The sequence below is a fragment of the Arthrobacter sp. P1_D4 genome (assembly GCF_056406115.1).
Map to the genome: position 1 here is coordinate 23671 of NZ_JBFUAU010000010.1, position 24647 is coordinate 48317.

General features: G+C 62.1%; 16 protein-coding genes and 2 pseudogenes. 10 read left to right on the forward strand and 8 right to left on the reverse strand.

Annotated features, from left to right (window positions below; all coding sequences use genetic code 11):
- Positions 1-7: 7 nt before the first annotated feature.
- The 5 genes from AC1D0A_RS11605 (at position 8) to AC1D0A_RS11625 (ending at position 3975) form a co-directional block, all read left to right on the forward strand.
- The gene (locus tag AC1D0A_RS11605; protein WP_476945839.1) at positions 8-256 is read left to right on the forward strand and encodes a hypothetical protein; all 249 of its coding nucleotides are present in this window, start codon (positions 8-10) and stop codon (positions 254-256) included.
- Positions 257-321: 65 nt separating this feature from the next.
- Positions 322-1026 (forward strand): dihydrofolate reductase, encoded by a 705-nt coding sequence (locus AC1D0A_RS11610; protein ID WP_476945907.1) that lies wholly within the window; start codon positions 322-324, stop codon positions 1024-1026.
- Positions 1027-1048: 22 nt separating this feature from the next.
- Complete coding sequence (locus AC1D0A_RS11615; RefSeq protein ID WP_476945840.1) at positions 1049-1828, forward strand: DUF6994 family protein; 780 nt, start codon at positions 1049-1051, stop codon at positions 1826-1828.
- 241 nt (positions 1829-2069) lie between these two features.
- Positions 2070-2441, forward strand: a complete 372-nt coding sequence (locus AC1D0A_RS11620) for a hypothetical protein (protein WP_476945841.1) — start codon at positions 2070-2072, stop codon at positions 2439-2441.
- 400 nt (positions 2442-2841) lie between these two features.
- A complete protein-coding gene (locus AC1D0A_RS11625; protein ID WP_476945842.1) occupies positions 2842-3975 on the forward strand; it encodes a competence protein CoiA family protein in 1134 nt (377 codons plus the stop codon).
- An 882-nt stretch (positions 3976-4857) separates the two neighbouring features.
- Here AC1D0A_RS11625 and AC1D0A_RS11630 read toward each other — a convergent pair.
- From AC1D0A_RS11630 to AC1D0A_RS11655, 6 genes are all read right to left on the reverse strand, one after another.
- Positions 4858-5148, reverse strand: coding sequence for a DUF4192 family protein (locus tag AC1D0A_RS11630; protein ID WP_476945843.1), 291 nt, complete (start codon positions 5146-5148; stop codon positions 4858-4860).
- A 188-nt stretch (positions 5149-5336) separates the two neighbouring features.
- A complete protein-coding gene (locus tag AC1D0A_RS11635; RefSeq protein WP_476945844.1) occupies positions 5337-6272 on the reverse strand; it encodes an LGFP repeat-containing protein in 936 nt (311 codons plus the stop codon).
- A 186-nt stretch (positions 6273-6458) separates the two neighbouring features.
- Positions 6459-6698 (reverse strand): hypothetical protein, encoded by a 240-nt coding sequence (locus tag AC1D0A_RS11640; protein WP_476945845.1) that lies wholly within the window; start codon positions 6696-6698, stop codon positions 6459-6461.
- Between the two features lie 12 nt (positions 6699-6710).
- The gene (locus tag AC1D0A_RS11645) at positions 6711-7817 is read right to left on the reverse strand and encodes a tyrosinase family protein (protein WP_476945846.1); all 1107 of its coding nucleotides are present in this window, start codon (positions 7815-7817) and stop codon (positions 6711-6713) included.
- A 497-nt stretch (positions 7818-8314) separates the two neighbouring features.
- On the reverse strand, positions 8315-12742 hold the full coding sequence (locus AC1D0A_RS11650; RefSeq protein ID WP_476945847.1) for a hypothetical protein: 4428 nt from the start codon (positions 12740-12742) through the stop codon (positions 8315-8317).
- A 14-nt stretch (positions 12743-12756) separates the two neighbouring features.
- Positions 12757-15816 (reverse strand): hypothetical protein, encoded by a 3060-nt coding sequence (locus AC1D0A_RS11655; RefSeq protein WP_476945848.1) that lies wholly within the window; start codon positions 15814-15816, stop codon positions 12757-12759.
- A gap of 758 nt (positions 15817-16574) precedes the next feature.
- On the opposite strand from AC1D0A_RS11655, the gene AC1D0A_RS11660 reads away from it, so the two are divergent.
- A complete protein-coding gene (locus tag AC1D0A_RS11660) occupies positions 16575-17069 on the forward strand; it encodes a polysaccharide biosynthesis/export family protein (protein WP_476945849.1) in 495 nt (164 codons plus the stop codon).
- Positions 17070-17080: 11 nt separating this feature from the next.
- On the opposite strand, the pseudogene AC1D0A_RS11665 reads toward AC1D0A_RS11660, so the two are convergent.
- Positions 17081-17557 (reverse strand): annotated as a pseudogene (locus tag AC1D0A_RS11665) (transposase); the annotation flags it as partial.
- Positions 17558-17707: 150 nt separating this feature from the next.
- Here AC1D0A_RS11665 and AC1D0A_RS11670 point away from each other — a divergent pair.
- The 3 genes and pseudogenes from AC1D0A_RS11670 to AC1D0A_RS11680 form a co-directional block, all read left to right on the forward strand.
- Positions 17708-17905, forward strand: a pseudogene (locus tag AC1D0A_RS11670) (hypothetical protein); the annotation flags it as partial.
- Between the two features lie 670 nt (positions 17906-18575).
- Positions 18576-18929 (forward strand): hypothetical protein, encoded by a 354-nt coding sequence (locus tag AC1D0A_RS11675; protein WP_476945850.1) that lies wholly within the window; start codon positions 18576-18578, stop codon positions 18927-18929.
- A gap of 1131 nt (positions 18930-20060) precedes the next feature.
- Positions 20061-20708, forward strand: a complete 648-nt coding sequence (locus AC1D0A_RS11680) for an AfsR/SARP family transcriptional regulator (protein ID WP_476945851.1) — start codon at positions 20061-20063, stop codon at positions 20706-20708.
- Positions 20709-21622: 914 nt separating this feature from the next.
- On the opposite strand, the gene AC1D0A_RS11685 is transcribed toward AC1D0A_RS11680, so the two are convergent.
- Positions 21623-22408 carry an isocitrate lyase/PEP mutase family protein gene (locus AC1D0A_RS11685; protein ID WP_476945852.1) on the reverse strand — a complete coding sequence of 262 codons (786 nt, stop codon included), beginning with the start codon at positions 22406-22408 and terminating at the stop codon, positions 21623-21625.
- Positions 22409-23622: 1214 nt separating this feature from the next.
- Between AC1D0A_RS11685 and AC1D0A_RS11690 the strand changes: the two genes are divergently transcribed.
- Complete coding sequence (locus tag AC1D0A_RS11690) at positions 23623-24351, forward strand: flavodoxin domain-containing protein (RefSeq protein ID WP_476945853.1); 729 nt, start codon at positions 23623-23625, stop codon at positions 24349-24351.
- Positions 24352-24647: the final 296 nt, after the last annotated feature.

A 24647-nucleotide genomic window follows, 5' to 3' on the forward strand; every position in this document is an offset into this window, starting at 1 on the left:
CTCGTCGATGTCGGTGTCAACCACCAGGTCGCTCTCTACAACCGCGGGTAGGGACCTGAAGTACCTCCTCGAGCTCGACGGAAAGCTCACGTTCAAGTTCCTGCACGGCACCAACGCGCAACTTGAGGGCGTCGAAGCAGGCACCGGCCGGAAAATGACGGTTCAGATCAACCGGCGACTCGAAGACGAAGAGTTCAAACAGATCAAGATCGTCAGCAGCGGCGAACTGTGGAGCCTGGCCGAGAGCAGTTCATGACCACACCCCTGAACGGTACGATCTGGGCGCGGTCCGCCACTGGGGTCATTGGCCGGGGCAATGCCATGCCGTGGCACCTGCCTGAGGACTTTGAACATTTCAGATTCGTCACAACCGGGCCCCCGGTCATCATGGGCCGCCGCACCTGGGAGTCGCTGCCGCCGAAGAGCCGGCCGCTACCGGGGCGGACCAACATTGTGATCACCTCCGACGCCGGCCGGTGCGTGCCAACTGCGCTGTCCGCCCGGAACCTAACGGAGGCCCTGGGCTTCTCGGACCGGCAGGACGGGGCCGAGCCGATCTGGACCATTGGTGGCGGCCGGGTCTATGCCGAGGCCGTTCGCCTCGCCGACACCGCCGTCATCGCCCGCGTTGATTCGGCCGTGGATGGGGCACGTTCGCCCCCGCCCTCGGCCGGGAATGGGTCCTGGAAGTATCGTCCCTGGCGGGCGGCTGGTGCACTGCCGCGAACGGCATGCGCCACCGCTTCGAAACGTGGTCGCGGACCTGACCCCGGGGAGCCCGGCGGCTGCTGTGTGGATCCGGACTTTCCCCTACCGGGGACGCCTGCCACAACCAGGTGGCCGCCGGGTGACCGATCGAGTCCTGCGTCCACGCCGCCCGCGTCAGTACCGAGGCTGAATTGCTGGGTGTCGCGGCGCCGTTCGGCTGTGAGTGCCCTGTTCTTCATGCCAATGACCATGCGGAGGCGACCCAGCCACGGGTGTCGGCCGATGCGTCGCCGGCGTGGTTTAGAACATGGTCGTTGACACGTGCACATACACTTCGATCATGCGCGTCTTCGACACCACCCTCGACTACAAAACGGACACCCCTTCGAGGACCAAGCCCGACGCTGACAAGGACAGTCAGAAGCTCCGGGCGGACCATGAGCTGTTGTGGACGAAGAAGCTGCCCTTGTCCGAGAAGATTTTCGCCCCGAAGGTGACGTCTCGCAAGGACCGCTACCTCATCTTCACAGACGCCAAGGGTGAGAAGCATTGCTATGGCAGTGACGCCATCACCAACTCCTACACCACGTGGGTGACGGAGACGAACCCGAAGTCGAAGGCCCTGGTCGACGCCATCACCGGGCTGAGCGAGGAGCAGAAGCTCCGTTACCTGAGTCCTCCGTACACCACCGGCAGTGCGATGATCTGGCCGGTCCGAACGAAGGACTACTGGACCATGAACAGGGCACGAGGGGCGCGCCTGCTCATCGCTGACCGCATGGACCTCACCCTTGAATGCATCCGGCGTCATTACGCAGAAGAACCCGGGAGCCCCCTCGCCGATTCCACCACCGCCTACGCGGACTTCTTCGACCTCTTCGTCGACTTCAAAGGGTTCGTGAAGTTCTTCCACTTTGAAGACCTCATAAAGCCCGGCTCCGACTACCAGGAAATCGAGTACTTCCTGGAGACGAACAACTTCACGCGCTCCGGAACACCGGCCACAAAGGATGAATACGTGGAGTACCGGGACAACGTACTGGCGTTCATCAAGAAACGGAGCCATCGAATGGCCACGTGGGTCAGGAAGCACCACTCCGGGATTGAAGTCCGCGAGTAGCGCCGGGCCCTGAACAGTGCACACATGAGGCAAGTCACACCAGACCGGCTCGATGACAAAACATCGGAATCCGCCGTCAGGAGCTTCCGCTTGCCCTGTCCTTATCCCAATCCCCGAGACAAAGAACAAAGGCGAAACGGACTTTATCTTTCGTTCGTCAGTGCATACGTTCATCGGTGAATGCAAAGCAATGGCTGCCGTTCAGGCGCCTCGCACCGTCATTCACACTTTCACGGACCAAGTGAGCAAGGCAGCGACACAGCTCAAGCTAAGAATGGATGCGGTCAGATGTGGCGGCGGCGTGACAGTTGACGGGTTGACCTGGGCGGCTCCAAGCGGCAATGTTTATGGGATAGCAGTGCCCCTCGATTCCTATGGTGGCGCTGTTTGGAACCACGAGTGTCTTCCTCACGGCGATGTAGATCACCCGGATCTTGCAGTCATCCCATTCCACCAGCTCCTTGTATTCGCACGGGCGATGAAAGACGCCGATGACCTCGGTGCATACATTCGATTTCGGAGCGCGTTGTTCGACTCAAGCTGGAACTTCGGGATGAACTCGATATTCTGGCCGCCCATATTTTCGGCGACGCCACCAAGATCAAGGCCATGAGAGGAGGCGCTCCAGAGCGCGGGATGCGGGTCATTCGCGCCCATGGCGTTGAACTTGAGACGGCTGTCAGCGACGTCATGCCGACCTCCGCTCAGGCGTGGCGCCGTCGGCTGACACGAACACTAACCTAAGCGTGGCTAGCTGGTTCGTCTCCTTCCCTGGCAGGCGCCAGATGACTGTGCAACCTACCGTGATGGATTGCGGCAGTTGTGGGAGCCCTCCGGCACGTGGTGCCCGTTTACCCCACTCGTAGCCACAGGCAACGACGTCATACCGTATCGCCCGAAACGCTGCCTGGAATATGCTGCCGCGGCCGGCCCGAATGGCGTAACTTCTATTGAAGCCAGATGGGAACGCAACGAACAAGGGGGCTCGGTGTGGTGAAGAAAGATGAGATTCCTTGAACGACGGGGCGCCGGGGGAGCGGGATATCTACGCCGTGCTGGACTCAGCCGACTCTGAGCAGCCAGTTTCTGCGCCGGCGGACAGGAATGCTGCCTGGCGCCTGAAAGCAGCGCACACGTTCCACTGCTCAACAGCGCTGGGCGGCTGCGGTACCGAATTGACCTTCGCTATCGGCGACGTCAACATCCCCCATTTCCGGCACCGGTCTGGGGTTACCTGCGCACTGGGGGGCTCCGGGTCCGTTGCCGACCGGTACACCCACCTGGCCATCCAGAACGCCCTTCGCGACTGGATCAACGTGATGCCGGGCTTCACATGCGGGCTGGAAGTTTCTGTAGAGGAAGGGCGCACCGATGTCCTGGCCACCGGACCCGACTTCGAAGCGGCACTGGAGGTTCAGCGGTCGCAGTTGAGCGGCACAGCGAGGCGTGAACGTACCAGCCGGTACCTGACCCGCGCCGCCTCGGTGGACTGGCTGTTCGAGTCCACCGGCATCGACGCGTTCAAGACCGAACTAGCCGAACGCGGCTGGAGCCTCAGGATCTGGTGGGGCTGGGTCAAACAGGAATGCCGTATCGGCGTCAGCTACTATGCCGGCGAAGACACTGAACCCGAACTGAAGGCAGCCGGCGGCCCTCTTGAGCAGTGGCGCCTGACCGCAGGCGGGCTCGACTCCGAGCACCTGAGGAAGGCAAGGTATGCGGTCGCCGGCCGGCGGGAGGCCCTGCGGCGCCGAATAGAGGATGAAGCAGCAGCCGCAGCCGAGGAAGCAGCGGACAAGAGACGACGTGAAGCGGCCGCGCGCCGTGGCGCCCTGGATGCGGGCCTAGCGCTTTACCGCCAGTATGAGGAGCAGCTCAGGACCTTTTCCGCCGATGTCGACAGCAGGTGGCCGGCCAATTGGCCAGCTCTGAGAGGCAGCCCCAAGCAAGTCCTGTGGGCCGCAGGTCTGCGCGTGAAGATTCTTGGGTTCCTGCACGAAGAACTCGCCAATGACTGGCTGGACGCGGAACGTGGATACCCGGTTGCCCAGTGGTTGGCAGCGCAGGAATCGGCCAGGTACTGGATCGAGCACCTCAGAGACGTCCGGGATATGTTCGATCTCCTGCACGAATACGGGCACCGCTGACAGGTTCTATGTAGGGGCATTCTGCCTTGCCTACACCTTCCAAAAGTTTCTGACAGCATGTTGCACTGGACGCCCCCGGCTTTGTCCGGGTTGACGACGGCTTCAGCGGCAGCGTGGGGGACGGCGTACGTGCGGGACCGCGGTCGGTTGGCTCAGCCGACCACCCATCCGCTGAAAGAACTCTGGAGGGCCGGCCGCTTGGTTGGTCATACAGATTGCTGCTCGCTTCCCCATGAGATGTTCGGAAAGGAGGAACCCGCCGCCATGATGTTCGTTGATTTCCAGCATGAGGGCCGCCCCGTAGCGCGGTGCTTGTTCCGGGCCGGGCCGGTTCCGGAGGCCTGCTCTTCATATCGGCGCGAAATCGTGCGCAAGACACAACTGCCCTGCCCGGACAGCCGTCTAAGCGGCCTGGTTGAGGCTAGAATCGGGCAAGAAAAGCGGGTGTGCACAACGTGCACACCCTGGGCTTCGAATCGGCTCGTAGTGGTGCCGGACTGGTCCGGACCACGGAGGGTTTCGGGGGAGTGGCGGATATTCAAGGTCTGGAACCCGGTTCGAGTCCCACCTCGGGCACGTGTTTTCCCTGTTCAGGGGCTTTTTGGTGTTTTTCGTGTGCACATTGTGCACACTCTCGCCTGTTCCGGGTGGGTGGGGTCCCGGAACGGGCTATTCGGTTGTGTGGGGGAGCGGCTGGCTACGGCGGTCCGGGTACCGCCCCGCGGGGTCTCTTCTGGGAGTTCATCCTCGTTCATCCTTCCGTTGGGTTATTCGCGTTCACCACTTCATCGTGGCTGGGGCCGTCTACAACATGACTTCCTGATTATTCTTTAGATCGAACTAGGGTCGCGGCCGGCCCCGAATTACCGCTCTGATACCTGTTCATGCAGCAATGCGGGGGGAACGGCACAACATGGCAACTGATCTGGAGCAGATCATTTGGTCGCCGAGCCTGGCCAGATGATAGCCGGGGACGGCTTCGAGGGCGAGTTGCAGGAACTGGTGGGCTTTGCTGCCTCTGCCTTCCCGCCAATTGATGAAGGCGATGGCGGTGAGGATTGGGGCGGAGTGCCTGGTGATGCTGCGCGTGTAGGCGTGTAGCAGCTGCTCTGCCCACTCGATCCGTGAACAGTGCGGCTTGCTGTGTGTCTGGGCCAGGAGAACACGGTCCATGGGGTTCGTCGATTCCGGGGATGCCCGCCATGAGTTGATCCCGAATGGCGGGGAACTGGAGGCTCGCGATTAGTCTGATGATTTCTTGTTCGCCCGGGAAGGATTTGGCGTCCAGCATTCACTTCGTGCAGACAACCGGTCAATTTGCAGAAGCTAAGTCCGTCAGAGGTATTTTTGAAGCTACAACCTTAGAGCGGTGGCGGCGTTAGTGTGTCGCCCCATCCAAGATCTGATGTGCTACCTGTGAAGCGCCCCCAACTAGGAAACGATCCGGGGATACTCCAGTTTGAGTCAGCCAAGTTCAAAATGCTGTGCCATGCCGTAACCGGACACAGCCGCTCCGCTGGGCCACCTGCGACTGGGTGTCCTATGTTCCAGCTCGTGAAATTCTGAACGGCCCAGATCCGAGAACGTCTAGGTACCATGAAGGCCGCGACATTCGGTCCAGGTGAGTCGTAATAGGCGACCATTTCTGGGAGGATCAGCACGTTTTCGGGCATCGGATCATCAGAGCCGTCGCCTTCGCTACGTCTGTGTAGCTGCCAGTTTGAAGCGGCGGGATCCCCTTCCTTGACCCAAATAGCTTCCGGGCCCGACCACTGCGCTGGCTGCAGGTTCTTGTGGGTAATTTGCACAGATGTATCGACTGAAAACTGCAGTTCGACACCGTTTTGTATATACGACAAAACGGATGTTTCCCCCAGAGGCTTTCCAGTGAGGCCGGTTCCGGCATTGAGGAAGTTAGCAAATTGTACGCTTGGGAATTCTGTGAGAGGGTCAATCGTCATTATTGTGGTTTTTCCCGTTGTCCTTGACCAAAAAATCGAGCCGTGTTGAAAGTCGTTTACTCGCCCGAAACCTTCCTCCTCGTATTCATCGGAGACCGGGTATCCGAGCGAACTTAGGGGGCCACCTTGCTGGATATAGGACATAAGAATCGCGCCGTGAACCTCGGAAACGCTGGCTGTCGGGTGGTCATAGACAGCGATTGCCGTGCCATTGCTGGCCCAGGTGAACCAGAATCCATACCCATCGCCCACAGGTACCGCAACAAATGGTAAGGGCATAGTTGGTATCCATCCTTGGGCAACAAGTGAATTGTATTTGGCCTCAAGTGCGCTCACCGTTGATCCTCCTTAGTTCTGATTCTGGTGCGGAACCCCGACGGAAGGGGGCATTGCAAGATCAGGGCAGATCGGCACGATCTGCATGATCAAATGATGGCGTTACCCCCAGCGCTGCAATGACCGATGTGATGAGCGAGGCGCCGTCGCGGCCGTCCGGGTCGGCGACCTCGGCCGGGTGTGTGGTCACCGCGTCGGGGCCGTTGGGATTGGGGCCGTTCTATAGCGGGCGCAGCCTGCCTCTGCTACGGGGATCCCGTCCGGGAGGGCGAACGCGTCCCTGACGAGTACCCGGACGGCGAGGTCGTCGATCAGTTCGCCGTTCTCCTCGCGGAAGCCGGCTCCAACGGCCACGATTCCGGGAATGGCGGTGAGTGTGGGCGCCAGCGCGTACACGTTTTGGATCAACTCGACGGGGATTTCCACCAGCTCGCTCCTTCAGGGGATTTGGATGTCGTAGGTGTAGGTGGCGGTCGCATCAAGCACAGCACGCGGGGTGGATGGCACCGCCAAGAATGGTGAAACCAAGGGGTCGTCGATGCGGTGGCCGAGTAGAGTTGCCGGGGCGTTCATATCCGGCTGATATTGCCGCCCGTTGACCGCCATCCAGCCTTCCCAGATGCGGTCGACATTGCAGTGATGCAAAAAGAAGACGGGGTCATTCGGCGACGAAGCCGGACCCATGTCCCCGCCGACCCATCGGTGAACTTGATTGTGTAACCCCGGTCCTGTGAAGCCTTCGAGTCGGTTGCGGAATCCGGCCGAGGCTGAATCGAATTGCGGCAAATCATATGTTGCTAATTCCGGCTCAAGAAGCGTGTTGAACGCATTCAGAACGTCCAGGAGAGTTGGCAGTGTCGGAGACCCAAAGATGCCGGGTCGGCCGAACCTTCGATTCAGTCCCCGCTCGGGCACGAGCTGTTGAAGCGCACCGTTGCTGTCAGTTGCGATCCGGACTCGGAAGCTTGTTGGATCATTAGGATCGAAGAAGAAGGCGCCGCCCGGGATAGGAGTTCCTTCGCCCCCAAGGGCATCCGGGGTGTTATCCCATAGGTGTGAGGCCGTAGGATTTGGGACGCCGCCCGGGAAGGGTGGCGATCCGTCGAGCGACCAGTCCCAATAGGGCAGACCGAAGTCGGGTTTACCGAGGACCCGCTGGAGGTGAGACTCGAGCCACGCGAGCATTATCCTGTGCCAGGGCAGGAAAACCGGGCCGCGGTGCGCGCTGTTGCGGACGTTAGCGTCGCCTCCCGGCGGAACAGGAGTGTTCATGGCAAAGACGTGCCAAATCACGAACAAGTCGTATGTACGGACGGGGTTGGCAGGACCGGAGATACCGAATTGGGCGGTGGTCAGCATCGTGCTCTCATGCTTGAGCAGCTTGACTCCGCGGATGAAGTCAGCCTTGGAATCGACGTCGTTGAGGACATTACGGCGGACGACGGCCATGTCACATGCCCCCGCTTTGGGATTCGTGATGCTGGGAATGCCCGCCGTGGTCAGTCCCTTGGCCTTGGCCGACGTGACCGCCAGGTGGGAAGTCATCCGGGAAGTAGTCGATCAATGCACGAACCATGTCAACGATCGAAGCGAATTGGTACGCGGGCAGGGCGTGGCAATGGGCGGATCCATCGTTGGACAGCCCTATGTGGACGCTGAGGGGTTGCTCGTCGACTGTGACCTGGTACCTCGTCGTAATTACGATGCGGTGTCCGCGGAAGTCGTCTTGGCGGACACTTTGACCCGGCCCATGATGGAGCATCTCGGGCTGGGGGAGGCTGGCAAGGTATTGGCCAAGGAGCGCAGGGCCAGCGTTCGCTGCCCCTATGTTGGGATCCACTGTGGTCTCCGATCTTTAGCGGCGGACGGATCATTGTCTTAATTCTTCGAGGAGTTCGTGCCCGTGTTTGCAGTTCACTGAATGCAGTCGTTGATCTACCGGCATCTTCAGAGGTAGCGGGAACGCTGCCCCGCAGTCCGCCGCGACGGCCTCTGGTCTCGGCCGCCAATGGCAGACGCTGCTGGTCTGCTGACGCTGATGCTCATGGCTCGAAGCTGGTTCCAGTAACCGGCGCCGGTCCGCCCAGCATGCTGTCGTCAACTGTGACGGTCTCTGCGTAAATGAGTCGCCGGGGGTTCACCTCGACTTGTTCGCCGGTACTGGCGCTGACTTCGGTGAGTAAGTGGTTGGCTGAGTAGTACTCGTATTCACAGATCAGCAGCCGATATTTGTCAGTCTCCACTGGCGCGGCGAAGTCGACGGTTCCGGTCCATCGCAGCAGTTGCGGAGGATTTACGGCTTCGGCGGTGCGGTCGGTGACCGAGGCTGTATCGTTCTTGGCGTCGAGCCACGCCAAGTCGCCCTCAAGATCATCGCGGCGTTGCTGGACGACAACTGTGACTCCGGTCGGGGCATGTACTTGCTCGGCCGGCTGCTCATGGACGATCACTGGCGTCGGTCCCGCGGGAGCGATGCCCGATATCGTGACCCGTAGCCGCCGAGGGTGGTAGGGGTCGGCGGAGATCATGGCGGCTCGGCTCGGGGTCAGCTGGGCGAAGTCGGCGGTCACAACCCGGGACACCTTCGCTTCTGGTAGTGCGTGGGGCTGGTAGCGGACGAGCGCAAGCCGGATGAAAGGGGCGTAGGTGAGGCTCTCGGTGTTGATTGTGACGTCAGCGAACCAAAGTTGGCGCTCGGCATCGTATGTGACCGGATAGCCTACGACATCGGCCAGGGGGCTGCCGTGCGCATCGAGGGCGACCATCTGCTCAGAGGCGTGCGCGTCGGGGAAGTTTGAGATTCCCGGTGTCTGTGCCCAGAGGGAGTCGGTCCGCCAGATCGGGTCGCCACCCCATTCAGTGACGTGGGATTTCCAGGCGTCATAGTCGACCATTGGGCCGTTGGCCAGGCTGTAGAGGCTGATTCCAAGGAGCTCGCCGGCCCCCGAGGAGAACCACCCGCGCTCGAGGTAGATGCGAAGGCCGCCGCCGAAGCGGACGCTGCGCTTGATATTGGTCTCGGTCTGTCGCTGCCAACCGAAGGTCGGAACCACATAGGCGAGCTGGGGTGCCTTGGGCCGCGCCGAGGCGGGGACATGGACCGTGACCGGCTCGCTGCTACGAACGAATCCACCCTCGACGTTGGAAGGAAAGTAGTCGCTAAAGGCCGACGTCGCTGTGGCGGTGTAGAGGACGGCGTGGTGCAACGTGTCGTTGAGGTGGTGCCTCGGCGCGGCGTCCGCGTCCATGGTCTGGGTGCCGTGCGGGTCGGAGCTGGGAAGGTTTCCGAGGCTGTCGCCAGCGCGCACGAAGCACAGCAGGTCGTGATCGGAGTCGTAGTACGCGACCCGGCGGCGGCTGCTTGGCGTGTCTTGCTTTACTTCGATGATGCCCTCGTGTGGATCGCGGACGGGAATCTCGTCAACGGCTGCGCTGTGTCGGACTTCTGTTGGTTCGGTGATGGCCAGGTCGTCGAGCGGGTCGGTCCACTCCGCGGTGAGATCGATCTTTTCCGTGCTGGCGCCGTGGATGTGAAGTCCGCCGAGCAGGAACGCGTCCAGCGCTCCGGGTTTGCGCCATGCGGTGATCGGGTCCAGCTCTGTCGCCTGGGTCGGTGCCTTCTCGGGGCTGGTCTGAAGCACCGTCGGTGACGGGCTGCGGGTTTCATCGCCGGGCGGGGCTTTAGGGTTCCCGTACGCCTCGTGCTGCACGGTCAGCCCGCAGAATGCCGGGCGACCGAGCGGTTGCTGCGTCGCGTGGACCAATGTCAGGATCGTCGGCGGAGTTAGCATCCAGTGGCCGCCTTCGACGGTGCGTTGCAGTACATGCGCGATCAGATCGACGTCGGTATCCTCCCCGCTGGGGAGGAAATCCGGCTCCGGATAGGTCCGTGTGCGCGCGTCAATGTATTCGCGGACCCACTGCCAGACCCCCATCAGTGTGAGATCGGCGGGCAGCAGATAGCTGCTCAGGGGCACCAGCTGCGTGCTCGCCTTGGGAATGAAGACGGACAGCTCGCGGGCGTTCCCGTCCCAGGCGGGGATCCTGTCTGTGACTCCGGGATCTTTGAGCGAGAGTCGCAGGGGTTGGAGATACTGCCAGTCGTCGTTGCTGCCGAAGTCGACAAGGGTTGCCGTTCCGGCCCGGGGGCTGGGGTCGCTGAGCCGGCGGAAGTCCAGTCCTGCCGTCGGGTCACCCGCTGCCGTCAGCTGCCCGAGGGTGCCCTCGGCCGTGCCCGGCAAATCCCTGAGTGCGACGCCGCGGGCGAGGACATCGGGCAGGAACGGCAGCGCCGTGATGTTTTCGGCGGGTTCCAACGGGTAGGTTTGCTCATGCCCGGCGACCTCGGAGGTTTCCGTTCTGATTTGGCCGCTGTCCCGGGCAGCGATCAGGGTATGCATCGCCGCGGAGCCGTTCAGCTTGCCCGTGGCATCGTCGAACATGCCGAGCTTCTCGGCGAGGTCGACCGTGGCCCTCGGTGGCACGAGGTGCCGGTCGCCGGCGGTGAGATCGGCGGCGACAGCGTCGAGCGATGGGTTGGCGTTGAAGGTGCGGATCACGAGTCGGTGCAGTTCCGAACCGGGACCGGTCACCGCGCGTATGTCGCGGGCTACTACCAGTGGTGCCGCTACCGGCTCGTAGCGCAGGTAGGCGTAGCCCTCCGGGTCGACTGGGAGGGACAGTCCGCCGGTGGACATCTCGTCGACGAGTGGATCGTCCGCCCCGAGGCTGTTACCGCAGATGTCCGTGACCCGGGCCCTGAGTCGGTAGCGACGACCGAACCTGAGACTCGGCAGGCTGCCGCCTGCGGCGCGGAAGACGGTGGTCATCGGGAAGGGAGTCGCTGGCTGGTTCTCGGTCGGATTGTCTAGGGCCTTCTCCGGATCGGGGTCGCTGGACAGATGCTTGCCCGGCGGGGGCACGCTGAGGCTCCAGCCCGTCCACCGGGCGATGGACTCGTGCAGGTAGAGGTCAGGCGGCTGCGGCTGATCCGGGTCGGGACCGGCCTGGGTCGCGGCGAGCTCGGTGAAGCCTTCGCTGTCGGCCACGGTCCGCGACTGGTCGCTAATGGTGAATTCGGCGTGCCGCCGATGTAGCGAGTGCCAGTGGCCGGTGTGCGAATCCCAGACGTCGAGCCGATACCCGTGGACCAGATCTTCGGCCGTCAGGGGCGGGGCTGCCCCATTGCCGCTGAGGGCGTCGTTCAGGGTTTTGGACTGCTTGAGCCGCCCCAGCAGCTTGCGGGCTCTACCATCGGCGAACAGGGACAGGCCGCCGGAGCGCAGTGACGGGACGGTCGCGTGCTCGTCGAAGACGTCCGGATGCGCGCTGCGGGACGGCAGCAGGCCCCCCTGCCAGGTTTCGGCCAGCATGATCAGCTTGTGCATCGCGCCATCCACGTCCACCTGCGCCAGGCCGTAGCGGTTTGGGTGCAGGTTCAGCAGACCGAGCAGTGTATCCAGATGATCATCGGGTCCGCCATATCCTTCAGGAGCAGTTGCGAAAATCGTCGAGCCGTCACCGGCCTTGCTCAACAGGTAGCGCGTCGAGGGGGTCGGCAGGACCGGTGGCACTGCGGTGTCGGCGAGCTGCCACTGCGCGCCGGGCACGCCGGTGACACCCAGCGTTCCGGTCGGTGCGCCACCGAGTTCGAGCAGGTCCCTTGGCAGCGCGAAATCGAAGACGATGCCGAGGTCTCGCAGCAGTTCGGGGTAGGAGTTGAGCGAGCTGAGTGCCTGGTGGAAGTCGATGAGCTTTGCCAGGTCGGGTGGGGCGTCAGCCAGTGGTTTGCCCCGTGGGATGTGATTGGCCACGGCGAACTGCTGGCTCATCCGTTCGCGGAACATCCTGTTCAGCTCTGAGGGTGTGGCCGACAGGGTGAGCAGCCCGTCGTCGCCGATGGTGCCGGCGGCGTATCGCATAGGGAACAGGGCGTTTGCTGAGTCGAAGTTTGCCCGGTCGAACGTGCGCAGCTGCTCGGCCTGGGCTTCGTCCCAGTTGACGGCGAGGCCCTGTACCAGCTCGCGGACGATCCCTCGTTTGGCCGAGGTATCCTCGCGGCGGCCGTGCCGCGCATGGTCGGGCAGGGCCAGTTCAACCCCGGCCCGCTGATAGATCGATTTTACGACGCTGAGGGCGTACCGCTGGGGGTAGGAGAGGATGGAGTGGTGGCTGTAGTCGTCGAACGTGTGCGAGCGGACGTACGTCTCTTCGTTGAACATGGCCGACCAGAGGGCCGGCCGCAGCCCACCTACCTTGATTGGCACCGTCAGTGTGCCCCCCGGCGCGGAGAAGGTGAGCGAGAGCCCATCGTCGACCAGTTGCCGTGTCCAGCTGAGCCAGTCAGGAAATGACGCCAACCTTTCGGCGCCGACCAGCCGGGGTGAAACGAACACCGACACCGGCAGCGGGTCGGCGTTGCGGCTGACCGCTCGAGGCATCACGGTGAACACGATCTGCTGGCTGACCATGGACTGTTCCCTTCTCAGACGAAAACCGAGGCGTAGTCGGCCCACAGGGCGGGGCTCTCGAGCACGTCGATGAACCTTGGGTCCCCACTGCTGCCGCCGAACTGCTTCTCCACAGCGATCTCCACCGACTTGCTGAAGAAGGCAATTTCGATCTTGACCGTAAGCGTCGCCCGCCCGGCAGCTTTGCCTGCCTCGTACCCGAAGCTGAGCACGAACTCCAGGGAGATGGAGATCAGTCCGAGTACCGACAGTTCCCCGCCCATCCGGAGGTAGCCAGAAAGGACAGCGAAGTCCGTGTCACCTCGCTTGCCCATGGCGAAGTAGACGCCAGCCATGATATGCACGCCGCCGCTGGCCACTCCCAGGTTGACCGAGGCTGCGGCCCCGAACTCCAGTGCTGCCTCCAGCAGGCGGATGCCCTGCGTGTCCAGCTGGAGATGGAAGTAACCCCCGCCGCCGAGGAAGGCCACGGTGAGGCAGAACGGGTGTTCGCGGGAGGAGATGCCGAAGTCGAACAGCGGTTTGCCGTCGGCGAACGGCAACTCGACGCTCGCGTTGAGGCTGACACCTTCCAGGGCGAAGATTCCGATCGAGACCGGAGGCAGTCCGATGCCGAATCCGGCCCTGACACTGGTCGGTGTGACGTCGAGGCTGGCACCGTCGCCGAAGAGACCTGGTGGGATGAAGTCCTTGAGCTGATTAACGAACTTCAGGTCACCCTCGAAACCGAGCGGGTCGTCCTTCAGCGCCACGTTGATTGCCGGCTTGCTGCCGCTGGTTGAAGTGAAGGTGAAGGACTTGAAGTGCACGACCACCACATTGAGCAGGTCGACACTGAAGTTGGTCAGGACGCCGGTGAACTCCGAGTGTGACTCCGTCGGAGTGTTACCGGCCGGGACCTGGACGATCCGTTCGACCCGGCCGTTCACCTCGAAGCTGGCCGCCTCGGCGTTCAGGGAGACGATACCCGCCGACGCCGACCGAGTCGTGGGCTTCCATGTCAGCGCTGCCACGACCCTGCGGCGGCCAGGACCCAGTTCTTCGGTCGTCAGCTGCATCTTCGGCGCCTCCGACGCGAGCGTTCCTGGAGCCAGGAGTTCGATCAGCGAGATGGTGCCGAACACCTTAGCTTCCGCGGCAAAGTCGGCGAAGAAGTCCGCCGGCTTGAAGTCTCCGGCCGCGATTTGGGTGAGGTCCTTGCCCGCCATCGGCCCGTACTCGCGGGTCAGGGCCGAGAGGGAAAGGTTCGGGGTGGCGACGCCGCCTGCCTGGTCGGCGGAGAAGGTGGCACTAAGAACGTCAGGGGCGAGTTGACCTGGAGCCGCCTCTTTGGTGATGTAGGCGAACACCCCGGATGGGTTGTCGACGAATCCGGTGTCGATGTACTCGGTGCGCAGCGCAATTTCCGTGGCGGCGTTGACTCCGAGCAGTTGCTCAACGGCGGGGAGCCGGACTGCAGCCTTCAGCAGTCTGGGCCGGAAGCGCAGAGCCTCGCCGGTGCCCACGTTCTCGGTGGTGAAGTACACAAACTGAGTTACCTGGGTTGTGTTATCGGTCGATGAGTTCACCAGAGGATCGGCATATGTCACCTGCTGTCCAGGAACAGGGCAGGCCCGGTCATCTCCGGCGAATATATGCTCCGCGCGAACGCCGTCGATCGCGGCTCCGTCTTTGAGACTGCTGAACGGGATGAAGACTAATGTTGTGCTGAAGTCAATCGCGTGGCCTGCAAGGTCGTAGCCGACCGCGTTGAAGCGGAACTTGTTGCCGGCCACGGTGATCCAGAAGGCGTCGCTGTCAGTTGCCGGGGCCGGCGGGGTCGTCGCTCTTTTGATTCTGACTGGCGGGTCGATGTCGGGCGTGATTAGAGTTGTCAACCGTATGCTGCCGAAGGGCATCTTCCTGGCGTAAGTAGCGTCAGCGCGATCATCCGAGTAATCCATCACCGGTTGGCGGATGACGACGAACTCTCTCTGGGCCAGGAAGGCGACCGGCGAGCCATCGCCGCGGTTCCTGATCTTGCGTTCGGTTACCTTGATTAGCGAGGCCCGATGGCCAAACGGGTGGACAACGCCCTCGTACACGATCCGGACGTAGTGGTCCCGTCCCTGGGCCGCCGCATGCACCCACTCGGAGATGTTCAGGGAGGGACCGGGGGCAAAGGGGCCGTGGGCGGTCCCACGGCGCCGGAACCAGGGCATCGGCGGATTCCACCCACCACGCGACTTCAGCCAGCCCCCAAGAGACGAGAGCATCATCTGCTCGGCGAAAACCGGAGACGGTTCGAAAGGTGTGCGATCGACCGCCGGTGGATGGAGCAGACCCTTGATATACCCGGTGAACCCCGAAGTCAGCACCACGATCTCATACCGGTCACTTGGGGTCATCGAGGTCAGCACCCCGGGCCCGTAATCCCAATCGTGATCCGGCTTGCCCACCGGGTGCGCGCCACGAAAGTCCTGCGACCAGATTGCCCGCAACGGGGCCGGCTCGGCGGCCGAGGTCGGTGTCAGCACGCCCTGTTCATCACGATGCGATAACCTGGTATGCCATAATTCGGTCCATCCGTCGTGGACAGACGGCTCCGTCCGATGGGCCCAGCCCGCTGAGACAATCGGCGACATCAAAAGCCGGTACGGCAGCTCGATGGCGGTAATCCCAGCCCCAGGCGCCACGATGCTGCCGGCCGCGGCTGCCTGCTCGGTCGTCGGATGAAGCTGCGGCACGGCGAGAGAGGACAACCTGGGCGTCATACCCTGCCAGTCCAGCAGACCGGCAACCGTGTATGGGATCCGGCGCTCAGGGGGAACGGTGAAAACCAGCCGACTTGCGCCGCTGATCCGCGAACGGAGCACGCCATCCGGGGCTGTCCGGGAACCAGGCCGCGGATCGAATATTGCCTCCTCGACGATCGCCTGCGGCGGGAAACCGATGGCCAAGTACGCATCCTGTCCCGGGTCGTCCACCACCAAGGTGGGCGCGGTCGGGTCGTCGAGATCGAGGCGCATGTTGACGGCTTCAACAAGCAGGTCGAGCAAATCGTCTGGGCGAATCAGCCGCACCCGCACTGTCATGACTGGAGTCTTTCAAGAATCAAGAAGATTATGTCCCGAACTTTGAGGATGTCCGATCGGGAAAGTCTGATGTGGCCATCATCAACCGTTGCAAACACGGCGCTATCGACGAAGAGCATCGATAATCCCCTCACTAGAACCGCCCAGAGCCACTTGTTCTTCCTATGGGCCGGCTGGCGCACAGTAAGGCTTGGGATTCGAAGCTTAGGTTTCCGGCGTTATCCTGCCGTTACAGCGGCTAATGCGACTGTTGACTGTTAACCCTTTCTCAAACCCGAGTCACCGTCCGGGCGGCCCCATACGCGGGGGTACTGGAAGCTCCTGGCTTTCCGCGGGATTCCAGCGGCATCGAGATAGGGTCAATCTGAGCTTGATCGAAGACTTCGAAGTCCACTTCGACGGCCTCGCGCTCTCCGTCCCATCGACGCAATGGAGCCGTAACGGCTCAGTAACGCTCATTTGAGAGCCTTTGATTGTTATCCGACAGGGGGCGACTAGGCGGTGTTTCGAGGGGCTCAGACAGATCCGGATTTTCACGGCATGACCAACCATCGCACCCGTCGAAGGGGGGAGGTTGTCTCATGGGCCGGCCTGGCGACATCCTACGGACGAGTGCCCGCTGATCGACGTGCGTATACTGCGCAACCCCCGACCTCATCGATCTCCGTCTCGAGGCCCCGGCTTACGACGTCTGGATAGTGTGGCGTAAAGAATCGGCGGAGCACGGTTCAAACTACTGGAGGAGCAAAATGTCTGGGATGTCATTGGAGTTCGGAGAGATCGTCAAAGCGGAGATTCGCGAGGGCGCAGGAGCAATATCAACCTTTTCGCACGATTACCCCATCGATCCCTCGGGCCTCCTGCGGATTCCGTCTCTGAAGCCCCTTCAGGCGACTGGAAAAGAACTCCCACAGTTGCGCGATGCCATTGCTGACGCAATGGTCGATCAAGGACTCTTTGGGAGTGTGATAGTCAATCTCACGCTCTTACCTGAACGAGTGGACTTCAACAACAAGATCATTTCCGGTGATGATCTCTTCCTTAGAATTCTGGAAAGCGACGGGGTCGTGGCCCCGAGCTCAGGGCTATACCCTGTCGACCCGAATGGAAGCATCAACATTCCTCTTCTCGGCTCGGTACTGGTTAAGGAACATCTCCTATTCGAAGGGGAACATGCTATTGAGCAAGGACTCATCGACGGCGGCTTTTTTATCCAGCCTTTTGTCAACGTGACCCGGGTACGGCTTTCATGATGTGAGCACCGCCAGGCGCCCCCGTCCTCCGCGGAGGACGCCTGGATGCCGAGAACCTCGCGGTGCCCGTTGGCGTTGACCCGGTGACGATCAAGGCGTGGACGTTCACGACCCGGCCGCCTTCGCAGACATTCAGGACTAGGGCGTCGAGGTCGGCGGCCAGGACTGAGACGTGGGACTTGGAGAGCCGGTGATGCCCAGGGTTCCACGAGCTTCTCCACCGGGTGGAGACCCCGAGCAGGTAGCAGGTCGCGACCCCGGTGGTCAGGGCGGCCTCGGCCCGGCGGCGGCGGCGTTCCAGCAGCCAGTCCGGGAAGTACGATCCCTGCCGGACCTTGGGGACTGCCACGTCCAGGTGCCGGTGCGGCGCCGCAGACCGCGTCGGGCTCGGCGCTCATCAGCAAGTTGATGAAGGTCGTGAGCATGGATCGCATCAGATCCGGGGAGGCCAGCTCGAGTTGCCCGGACAGGAAACGGGCAGGATCGATAACATGGGGTGGGTCATCACGTGGAAACTCCTTGAGAGCAGACTTTGGCCGGTCTTTCCAGGAATTCACGCGATGGCCGCCTCACGTCCTGGAGCAACACGCCCCGGGCCGGGCCGCTACACAACGCTAATGGCACTACTGATGTCCCGGGCCATGGGTGCCCGGCCGCTGCGCCGCACCATCCAGCGCGAGATCGAGGACCAGCTCTCCGAGAAGATCCTCTTCGGCGAACTGCACGCCGGCGACATCGTGGTGGTGGATGTGGAAGGCGAAGGCGACAACGCGAAGTTCACCTTCGCAGGCAACGCCAAGCCGCGCATCCCGGACGCATTGCCCGCCGCGGGCTGACCGGAAACTGCCGCTGGCCACCGCCGAGGTGAGCTGATATCCGGTGTCCCACCACATTGCTCTGCAGGCTAAGGCATGCCGGACGCTTTAGGACCCAGCCGTAGCGCCGCTACGGCGTGCCAATGCGGCGGTGTGGTTCGTCCGGACCACGCCACTTCCAATCAGCAGGAACCGGCATGTTCAACTCGGGGGCGAGGGGTGCATCCGGGAATCCGTGGCCGCCAAGGAGGACGGGGGGAATACGACGACGAGGCCGGCCGCAAGGACCATTTCATCCGGATCGTTCCTACGTCCATCAGCGGCCGCCGCTGCACCGTCACACCACCGCCAACTGGTGGAGCTCCCTGGATGACGCCACCCGCCGGGTTGGAATGACGTCCCGGTCATCTTCACAAGGGCTGAAGCCCGCGGGTCGTCGGTCCTCAGCCGGACTTTCCATGATCGGCTGCTGAGGTAACTGCGCCGGAAAAGTCAGGGACAGCGGCAGGTCTCAAGAATCCCGGCAGGGAACAGACCGACGAATTGAAGCGGCGCGATCGGCCGGCTGCTGCGGGTGGAGGACGAGCGGCACGTATGCGTCAAGGGCACCTGAGCCGTCGGCCGCAGCGGCGTAGTCGCGTAGGTCAAATGGGAGTAGATTTGCAGATGCCCACAGAACAAGGGAGTTTTCATGGGTGACGTGTGGATTCGTACCGCCGACCAGGGCCTGATTCGGGCCGCCAAAGTCACTGAAATTAGAACTTCTCGTGGATCGGTCCACGAGGAGACGGGATATGCGGTAACGGTGGTCGCGGGAGGTAAGGCTTTCCATGTTATCGACGACAGCGAGCTCGTGGGAGCACAGGCTGAAAGGCTTGACTATGCACGGCGGCTGCAGGATGCGTTGTTACTGGCCATGGATACGGCCCGCGACGCCGAGGCGCCGATGGTGATTAGCTACGAGAAGGACAGGGAAGGCTGGATGCTTACACCGACGTCTGATTTGGCTCGCGATTTCCCGCCCCTGAGTTACGCGAAGGACTAGCCATCCGAGGTCCAGTGCGATTTCCCCGGCCGCCGGCTGTGATCCCGACAGAGAAGAAGCGCCAGTCCGACCGTGGCCGGCATACGTGAGACAGACGCGTCGCCGGATTCATGATTTGACTGCCCGTTTCGCTGGTTCCTACCCCAGCACTTTGGGTTGCCTGGAATGTGGCAAAAAGGAAGTGTGTACAAAATACACACCCTGGGCTTCGGATCGGGCCATATGTGGGTCGGATCGGGTCGGATTCCGCATGTTTCCGCGGGAGCCCAGTGTTCGCAACAGCTGGAATGCAGTTCGAGTCCCACCTCGGGCACAGCATTCCCCCTCGTCAGAGGGGTTTTTGCTTTAAGGTGTGTACATTCACCTGGATGGGTCCCTCTGACGCTGGTTGCGGCTGGTGCCTGGTTGCCCCGGTGGCCTATTCGCTTGTGTGGGTGGCGGGATCTGGTGCCTCGGCTGTAGGCCCTCCACCTGCTGGGATCTGGGGTCATTCGGGGCTCCTCTCTGGCTTGTTCTTATGGCCGTGGTTGGTCTTGTACCTATTCATGCCTGGGGGTTGTGGGGGTGACATGACCTGAGGGAGATTTCTTCCAAATTTTCGCCTCGACTAGCTGTCTCTTGGGGAGAGAGCCAGGTGGGCGTTTGTCCGGTCAAAGGGAGTGCGTACAGTGTCCGCACCGGGGTGTGTGTCCTAGCGATAACGCGTTACTCACGCGTTACCCTCCGCCCGGTTCGTACCGCCGCCCCTGCAGGCAGCAGATGAGGACGGACTTCTCGAAACATCTGACACGAAATTGCGGTGACCATGCCCGGGGGGACCAGGGGAGATCCGGTATTTGAGATTGTCAAGCCTGTCTAGAGAAACGTCACCACTAGGGACTTTTGATCCGGATTCTAGGGCACTTTTTGATGGCGACAGTGTTGTGCATGTGCTGTCAGGGTGCCCAGTTCACGCCATTTCGCTTCACAAAACCGGCACATGCGGCGGGCCATTGACATGCCCAGCCGAAATGCGGATGCTCGTGGCTAGAACTGTTCCAGCTCGCAGTCACGCTGGATTTGGGGGTACCAATGGGAAGCGGCGACTTTTGCCATTTTCAGCTGAGCCTTTTCCAATCGTGGAGACTCTGCATGGACTCGTGCACTATGCATGTTGCGATGCGCCAACAGCGGCTCATCACCGCCTTGGCTATCCACGGTCCCCGCCCTCGAAGCTACCTGGTAGGGCTCCTGTGGCCGGAGAGTCGCGAGAGCCGGGCCATGGAGAGCCTGCGGGTGAGCATGCACCTGGTCTCACGACAGGTCCCGGGCCTGCTGGTCAACGGGGGCGCCGAACTGTCCCTCAGCGATCTGGTGGATGTCGACTTGTACCGGGTCCGGTCCTGCGTTCGGGAGCTAAGCCAGACCGGGCTCAACGGCAACGCCGCATCGTCCCTGAACCTGCTTCGCGATGCCGAGCTGCTCCCGGGCTGGTACGACGATTGGGTGCTCTTTGAACAGAGCAGATTGCGGCAGGACCGGCTCCACGCGTTCCACATCATTGCCCGCGAGTCGCTGGCGCGCTGCGACTTTGAGGTTGCCTCGGAAGCGTCGGAGGCAGCACTGGAACTTGAACCGCTCTATGAAAGTGCGGTCGGGCTGCTCATCCGGGCTCAAAGGCATCAGGGCAACAATGCTGCCGCCCTTCGGGCCTTCGAAACATATCGAGCGAAGCTGCACGAGGACATGGGCCTTGCGCCGTCGGAGGACATTCGGCGGCTCGTCGCTGACGTTTTGTAGGCGCAGGGCTTGGCGAGGCGGAATCGGGCAAGTTTCTAATCGTCTGGCAGGTTGTCTAGCCAACGGTTCACCGCTGCGACCACTTCCGCCCGGTCGCGAGCATAACTAATTGTGTGTTCGTCACCGTTTGGCGATCCCGCAATGATCCGGGCACGGAAGGGTTCGGGACTTTCCGTGTCCCTCCAGACTCGAATTACCAAGGTTGCCTGGAAAAGCCGGCCACCGTTCGGGCTGCCATTCTCGCCCTCGGAGCCCCCCGACTTTACGTTGTCTTCCACAATCAGCTCCTCTCGATCCGGCCATAGAGTGGCTCCTTTGATCTGGCTCACCAACGCTGGCAGCTTGGTCTCGCGCAGTCTCTCAGACCAATCTCAAGTTTTTCTGGTAGTAGCTTGGATTTTGGTATCCCATGACGCCAGCTTTCCATAGCCCTTACGGCGGACTGTGCCCAAAGTGCGATATTGAGCATCAGCTAAACCAATTTGCGGAAGCACCGGTGCCACCGAATCACAGCAGGATCAGACCGTTCCGTCGGACCGATGTGGATGTGAGCTGCCGTTCTGGCCTCTTCTGAGTGGCCGCTCGTCATAATCACGGCTATCGGTAGCACACAACCCAACGTATGGGTTCAACTCTTGGAGCTCAAGCCGGGCCATCGGTGCTCCAGGACAAATGTGCAGGCCCGCACCGTGAACCAGGTCATCTTCCGGGTCTCTGTCCTTCACCTCGGGCTCACGCACGCACCCGCAGGCACCATTCGCCCTCCCGGGTCAGCGCATTGCGGCTGGCCACGAACGGGTAATTGCGGCGCAGGATTTCATCCGTTGCTGCCACGATCACGTCCCTGACCGTGGGATTACTGACCTCCGTGGCATCTGCGGCCGCAGGAAGTAGCGGGGTGGCACTGACAGCGGTTAGTGCGTGAGGGGCTGGCTGAATGACAAGAGACGCGATTGCATTTCCCAGTACGGAGTGGCGGCCGGCGCCTGCTTGCCGTCGCGCAGGGCGGTGACCACGTTTACCGCGGCGTCAATTGCTGCGCGGTACGGGAGGGAGCCGGAACTCACCCGCCGCACCCCCAGATCACCCAGCTCGGCAACGGTCAGCGAGGGATGGACCAACACGTTGACCGGCAGCCCGATGCCGGCGGTGACGATCTGGATGTCCTCCGGCGCCACGAGTCCGGGGACAAAGATCCCATCTGCCCCGGCGTCGGCGTAGAGACCCGCCCGGAGGAGGACGGCATCCACAGTGGCCTGCTCGCCGAACCATATGTTGTCCACCCGGGCGTTGATGAACACAGCCGGGCTACGCCGCTTGACGGCGGCAACCTTGTCGGCGAAGGCTGCTGGATCGATCAGGTGCCCGGCGGTGCTGTCCTCCAGGTTGACCCCGGCCACGCCTAGGGCAGCCAGTTGGGCCACTAGTTCCGCGACCTCGGCGGGGTCATCGGAGTAGCCGTCCTCGATGTCCGCCGTGACGTGTACAGGCAGGCGGCACAGCTGCGCCACCAGTGCGGTGGTTACGGCTTTGCTGGACCGGCCTCCGTCCGGCAGACCGGCACTTGCCGCAATGCCAAAACTGGTGGTGCCGACGGCGGGGAATCCCGCTGTCGCAAATGCCAACGCGGATCCGACGTCCCACGCATTGGGCAGCAGGAGTGGTGCCGTAGTGTGGTGGAGTTCCCGAAAAGTGGCCATTCTCATTCCCATCCCCTGCCAACCGAATAGGTGAATCCCTGCTCAGTCTACAAACGCCGCGGAGCGGTGCAACGAATCATCTTTCCCGGACCTATTCGTAATTGAGGCGGAACGGGCCGCGTTCCTGCAGGATGGGAACGTCCTGATCGACGAAGGCATCGATACCGGTCGTGGTAACTGTCGATGGCTAGGGAGAATCCGCCGCAGGCACCTTTCGCAGAGGCGTGGCCGGATTCCCGACTTTGGCTTGTGGAAGAGGGAACAGGCCTCATTCCGTCTCGTCCAGATTGTGGCAACGCCAAAATTTCTGTGCGGCCTGCTTCACGATATTTGGGGCGGGACACTCATCCTCTCGTGGGCGGCGTCGGCGCCTAAACCAGCCCGTTGGTTTCTGGAGGCCCAAACTAAGTTCAGCATCGTTGACTGGCCGTTTCGCTGGTTCCTACGCAGCGCTTTGGGTTGCCTGGGATGTGGCAAAAGAAAGTGTGTACAAAGTACACACTTTCGGCTTCGGGCTGGTTGTACCGGGGCCGGATCGGGCCGGATTCCGCATGTTTCCGCAGGTTCCCAGTGTTTGCAAGGGTGGGAATGCAGTTCGAGTCCCACCTCGGGCACAGCATTCCCCCTCGTCAGAGGGGTTTTTGCTTTAACGTGTGTACATTGACCCTGTTCGGGTCCCTCTGACGCTGGTCCGTGGCTGGTGCCTGGCCGCCGCGGTGGCCTGTGAAGTTGTGTGGGTGGTGGGTTCAGGGCCCTGGCTGGTGGGTCCTCCGCCTGCTGGGGTATGGGGTCATTCGGGTCTCCTTTCCTGGTTGGTTGTGCTGGGCGTGGTTGGCCTTGTACCTGTTCATGCGCTGGAGTTGTGGTGACGACATGACCTGCGCGGAATCCTTCCCAGATTCTTGGCCCCGATTCGCTGTTTCTTGGGGCCGGGGGGAGAAGCTGGCAGCTGTTTGTCCGGCCAAAGGTGGTGTGTACAGTGTCCACATCACTGTCCGGGTGATGCTGCGGCTCATCGGCGACCCCTCTCGTTGCCTATTTCTACCGACACAGGTTCATGCACCCACGAGGTCTGGGTGACATGACGCGCACGGATTAGAGTCTCCAACGAGACCTGTGCGCCTTAAGGTGACCTCCAAGCCATGGGACGTATGGCACATCCGCGGCGGCACAGGTGCCATGAGGCTCGAGAAGGGAAGACGGGAGGCTCCACCATGACTGTCCTTGTTGCCTATGCAAGCGCTCTTGGGTCCACCCGGGAGATAGCTCAACATTTAGCATCCCGTATGGCGGTGGCACTCGGCGAGGTCGAGTGCCGGTCCGTGGAGGAAGTCGAGGCTGTCGCCGGCTACGAGGCTGTCGTGGTCGGCAGCGCCATCCACAACCAGGCCTGGTTGCCACCGGCTTTGCTGTTCTTCACCGGTCATGCCCGCGAGCTGGCCAAACGGCCCGTCTGGGCATTCAGCCGAGGGATGGCTGACGCGCTGCCAAGGCCGTTTCGCAAGCGCGGCGCGGCCCTGCAACAGGAGCGTCTAGCCAGAGTCCTGGTCAAGGAGGTTCGGCTTCGCGGCCACGAGATCTTTTCTGGTGTCTACAAGGCCGGCCAGATGCCGGCACCGCTTCGGATGTTGTTCCGGGTTGTCGGGGGCCGTTTCGGGGACTTCCGGGACTGGGCGGCGGTCGACGGCTGGACGGACCAGATTACGGACCAAATCACAAGACCTGCTTCGTCCCCCATCTACGGGCACCATCACGGGATAATACGATCTGGGCCGCTCGGCTCGCGGCCAGGCCCTCTGGCCGGGTGGAGGTGCTTTAAGGAGCCGAACCACCCAATCGATGCTGCTAATCAAGCCGGCGGCGATTTACCAGCCGGGGGCCGGGACTGTTCACGAGGTGAGGTGCTCCGGGGAGTTTCTAGCGGCGACAAGGGGCGGGCTTAAAATGGCGGTGGCTGAGTAGGGATCGCGGTTTGCGTGGATCGTGCCTCCGATCGGAGAGCGTCATGCTCAGGACCCTGTTGTGTAAGTTGAACATGCGCCACGATTGGCACCTGGAGTTCACCGAGGATGGCGGCCGCTACAAGCGCTGCAGGCGTTGCGGTAAGGACGACGACCGTGGCGGTGGCGGGACCGGCGCGAGTGGCGCCTGGGCCGGCATTGCCGGGATGGGATAAGCCCGCGGGCCAGGCGGTCTCCGGCCAAGGCCGCGGGTTCGGAACGGTAGGGGCTCCACTCGG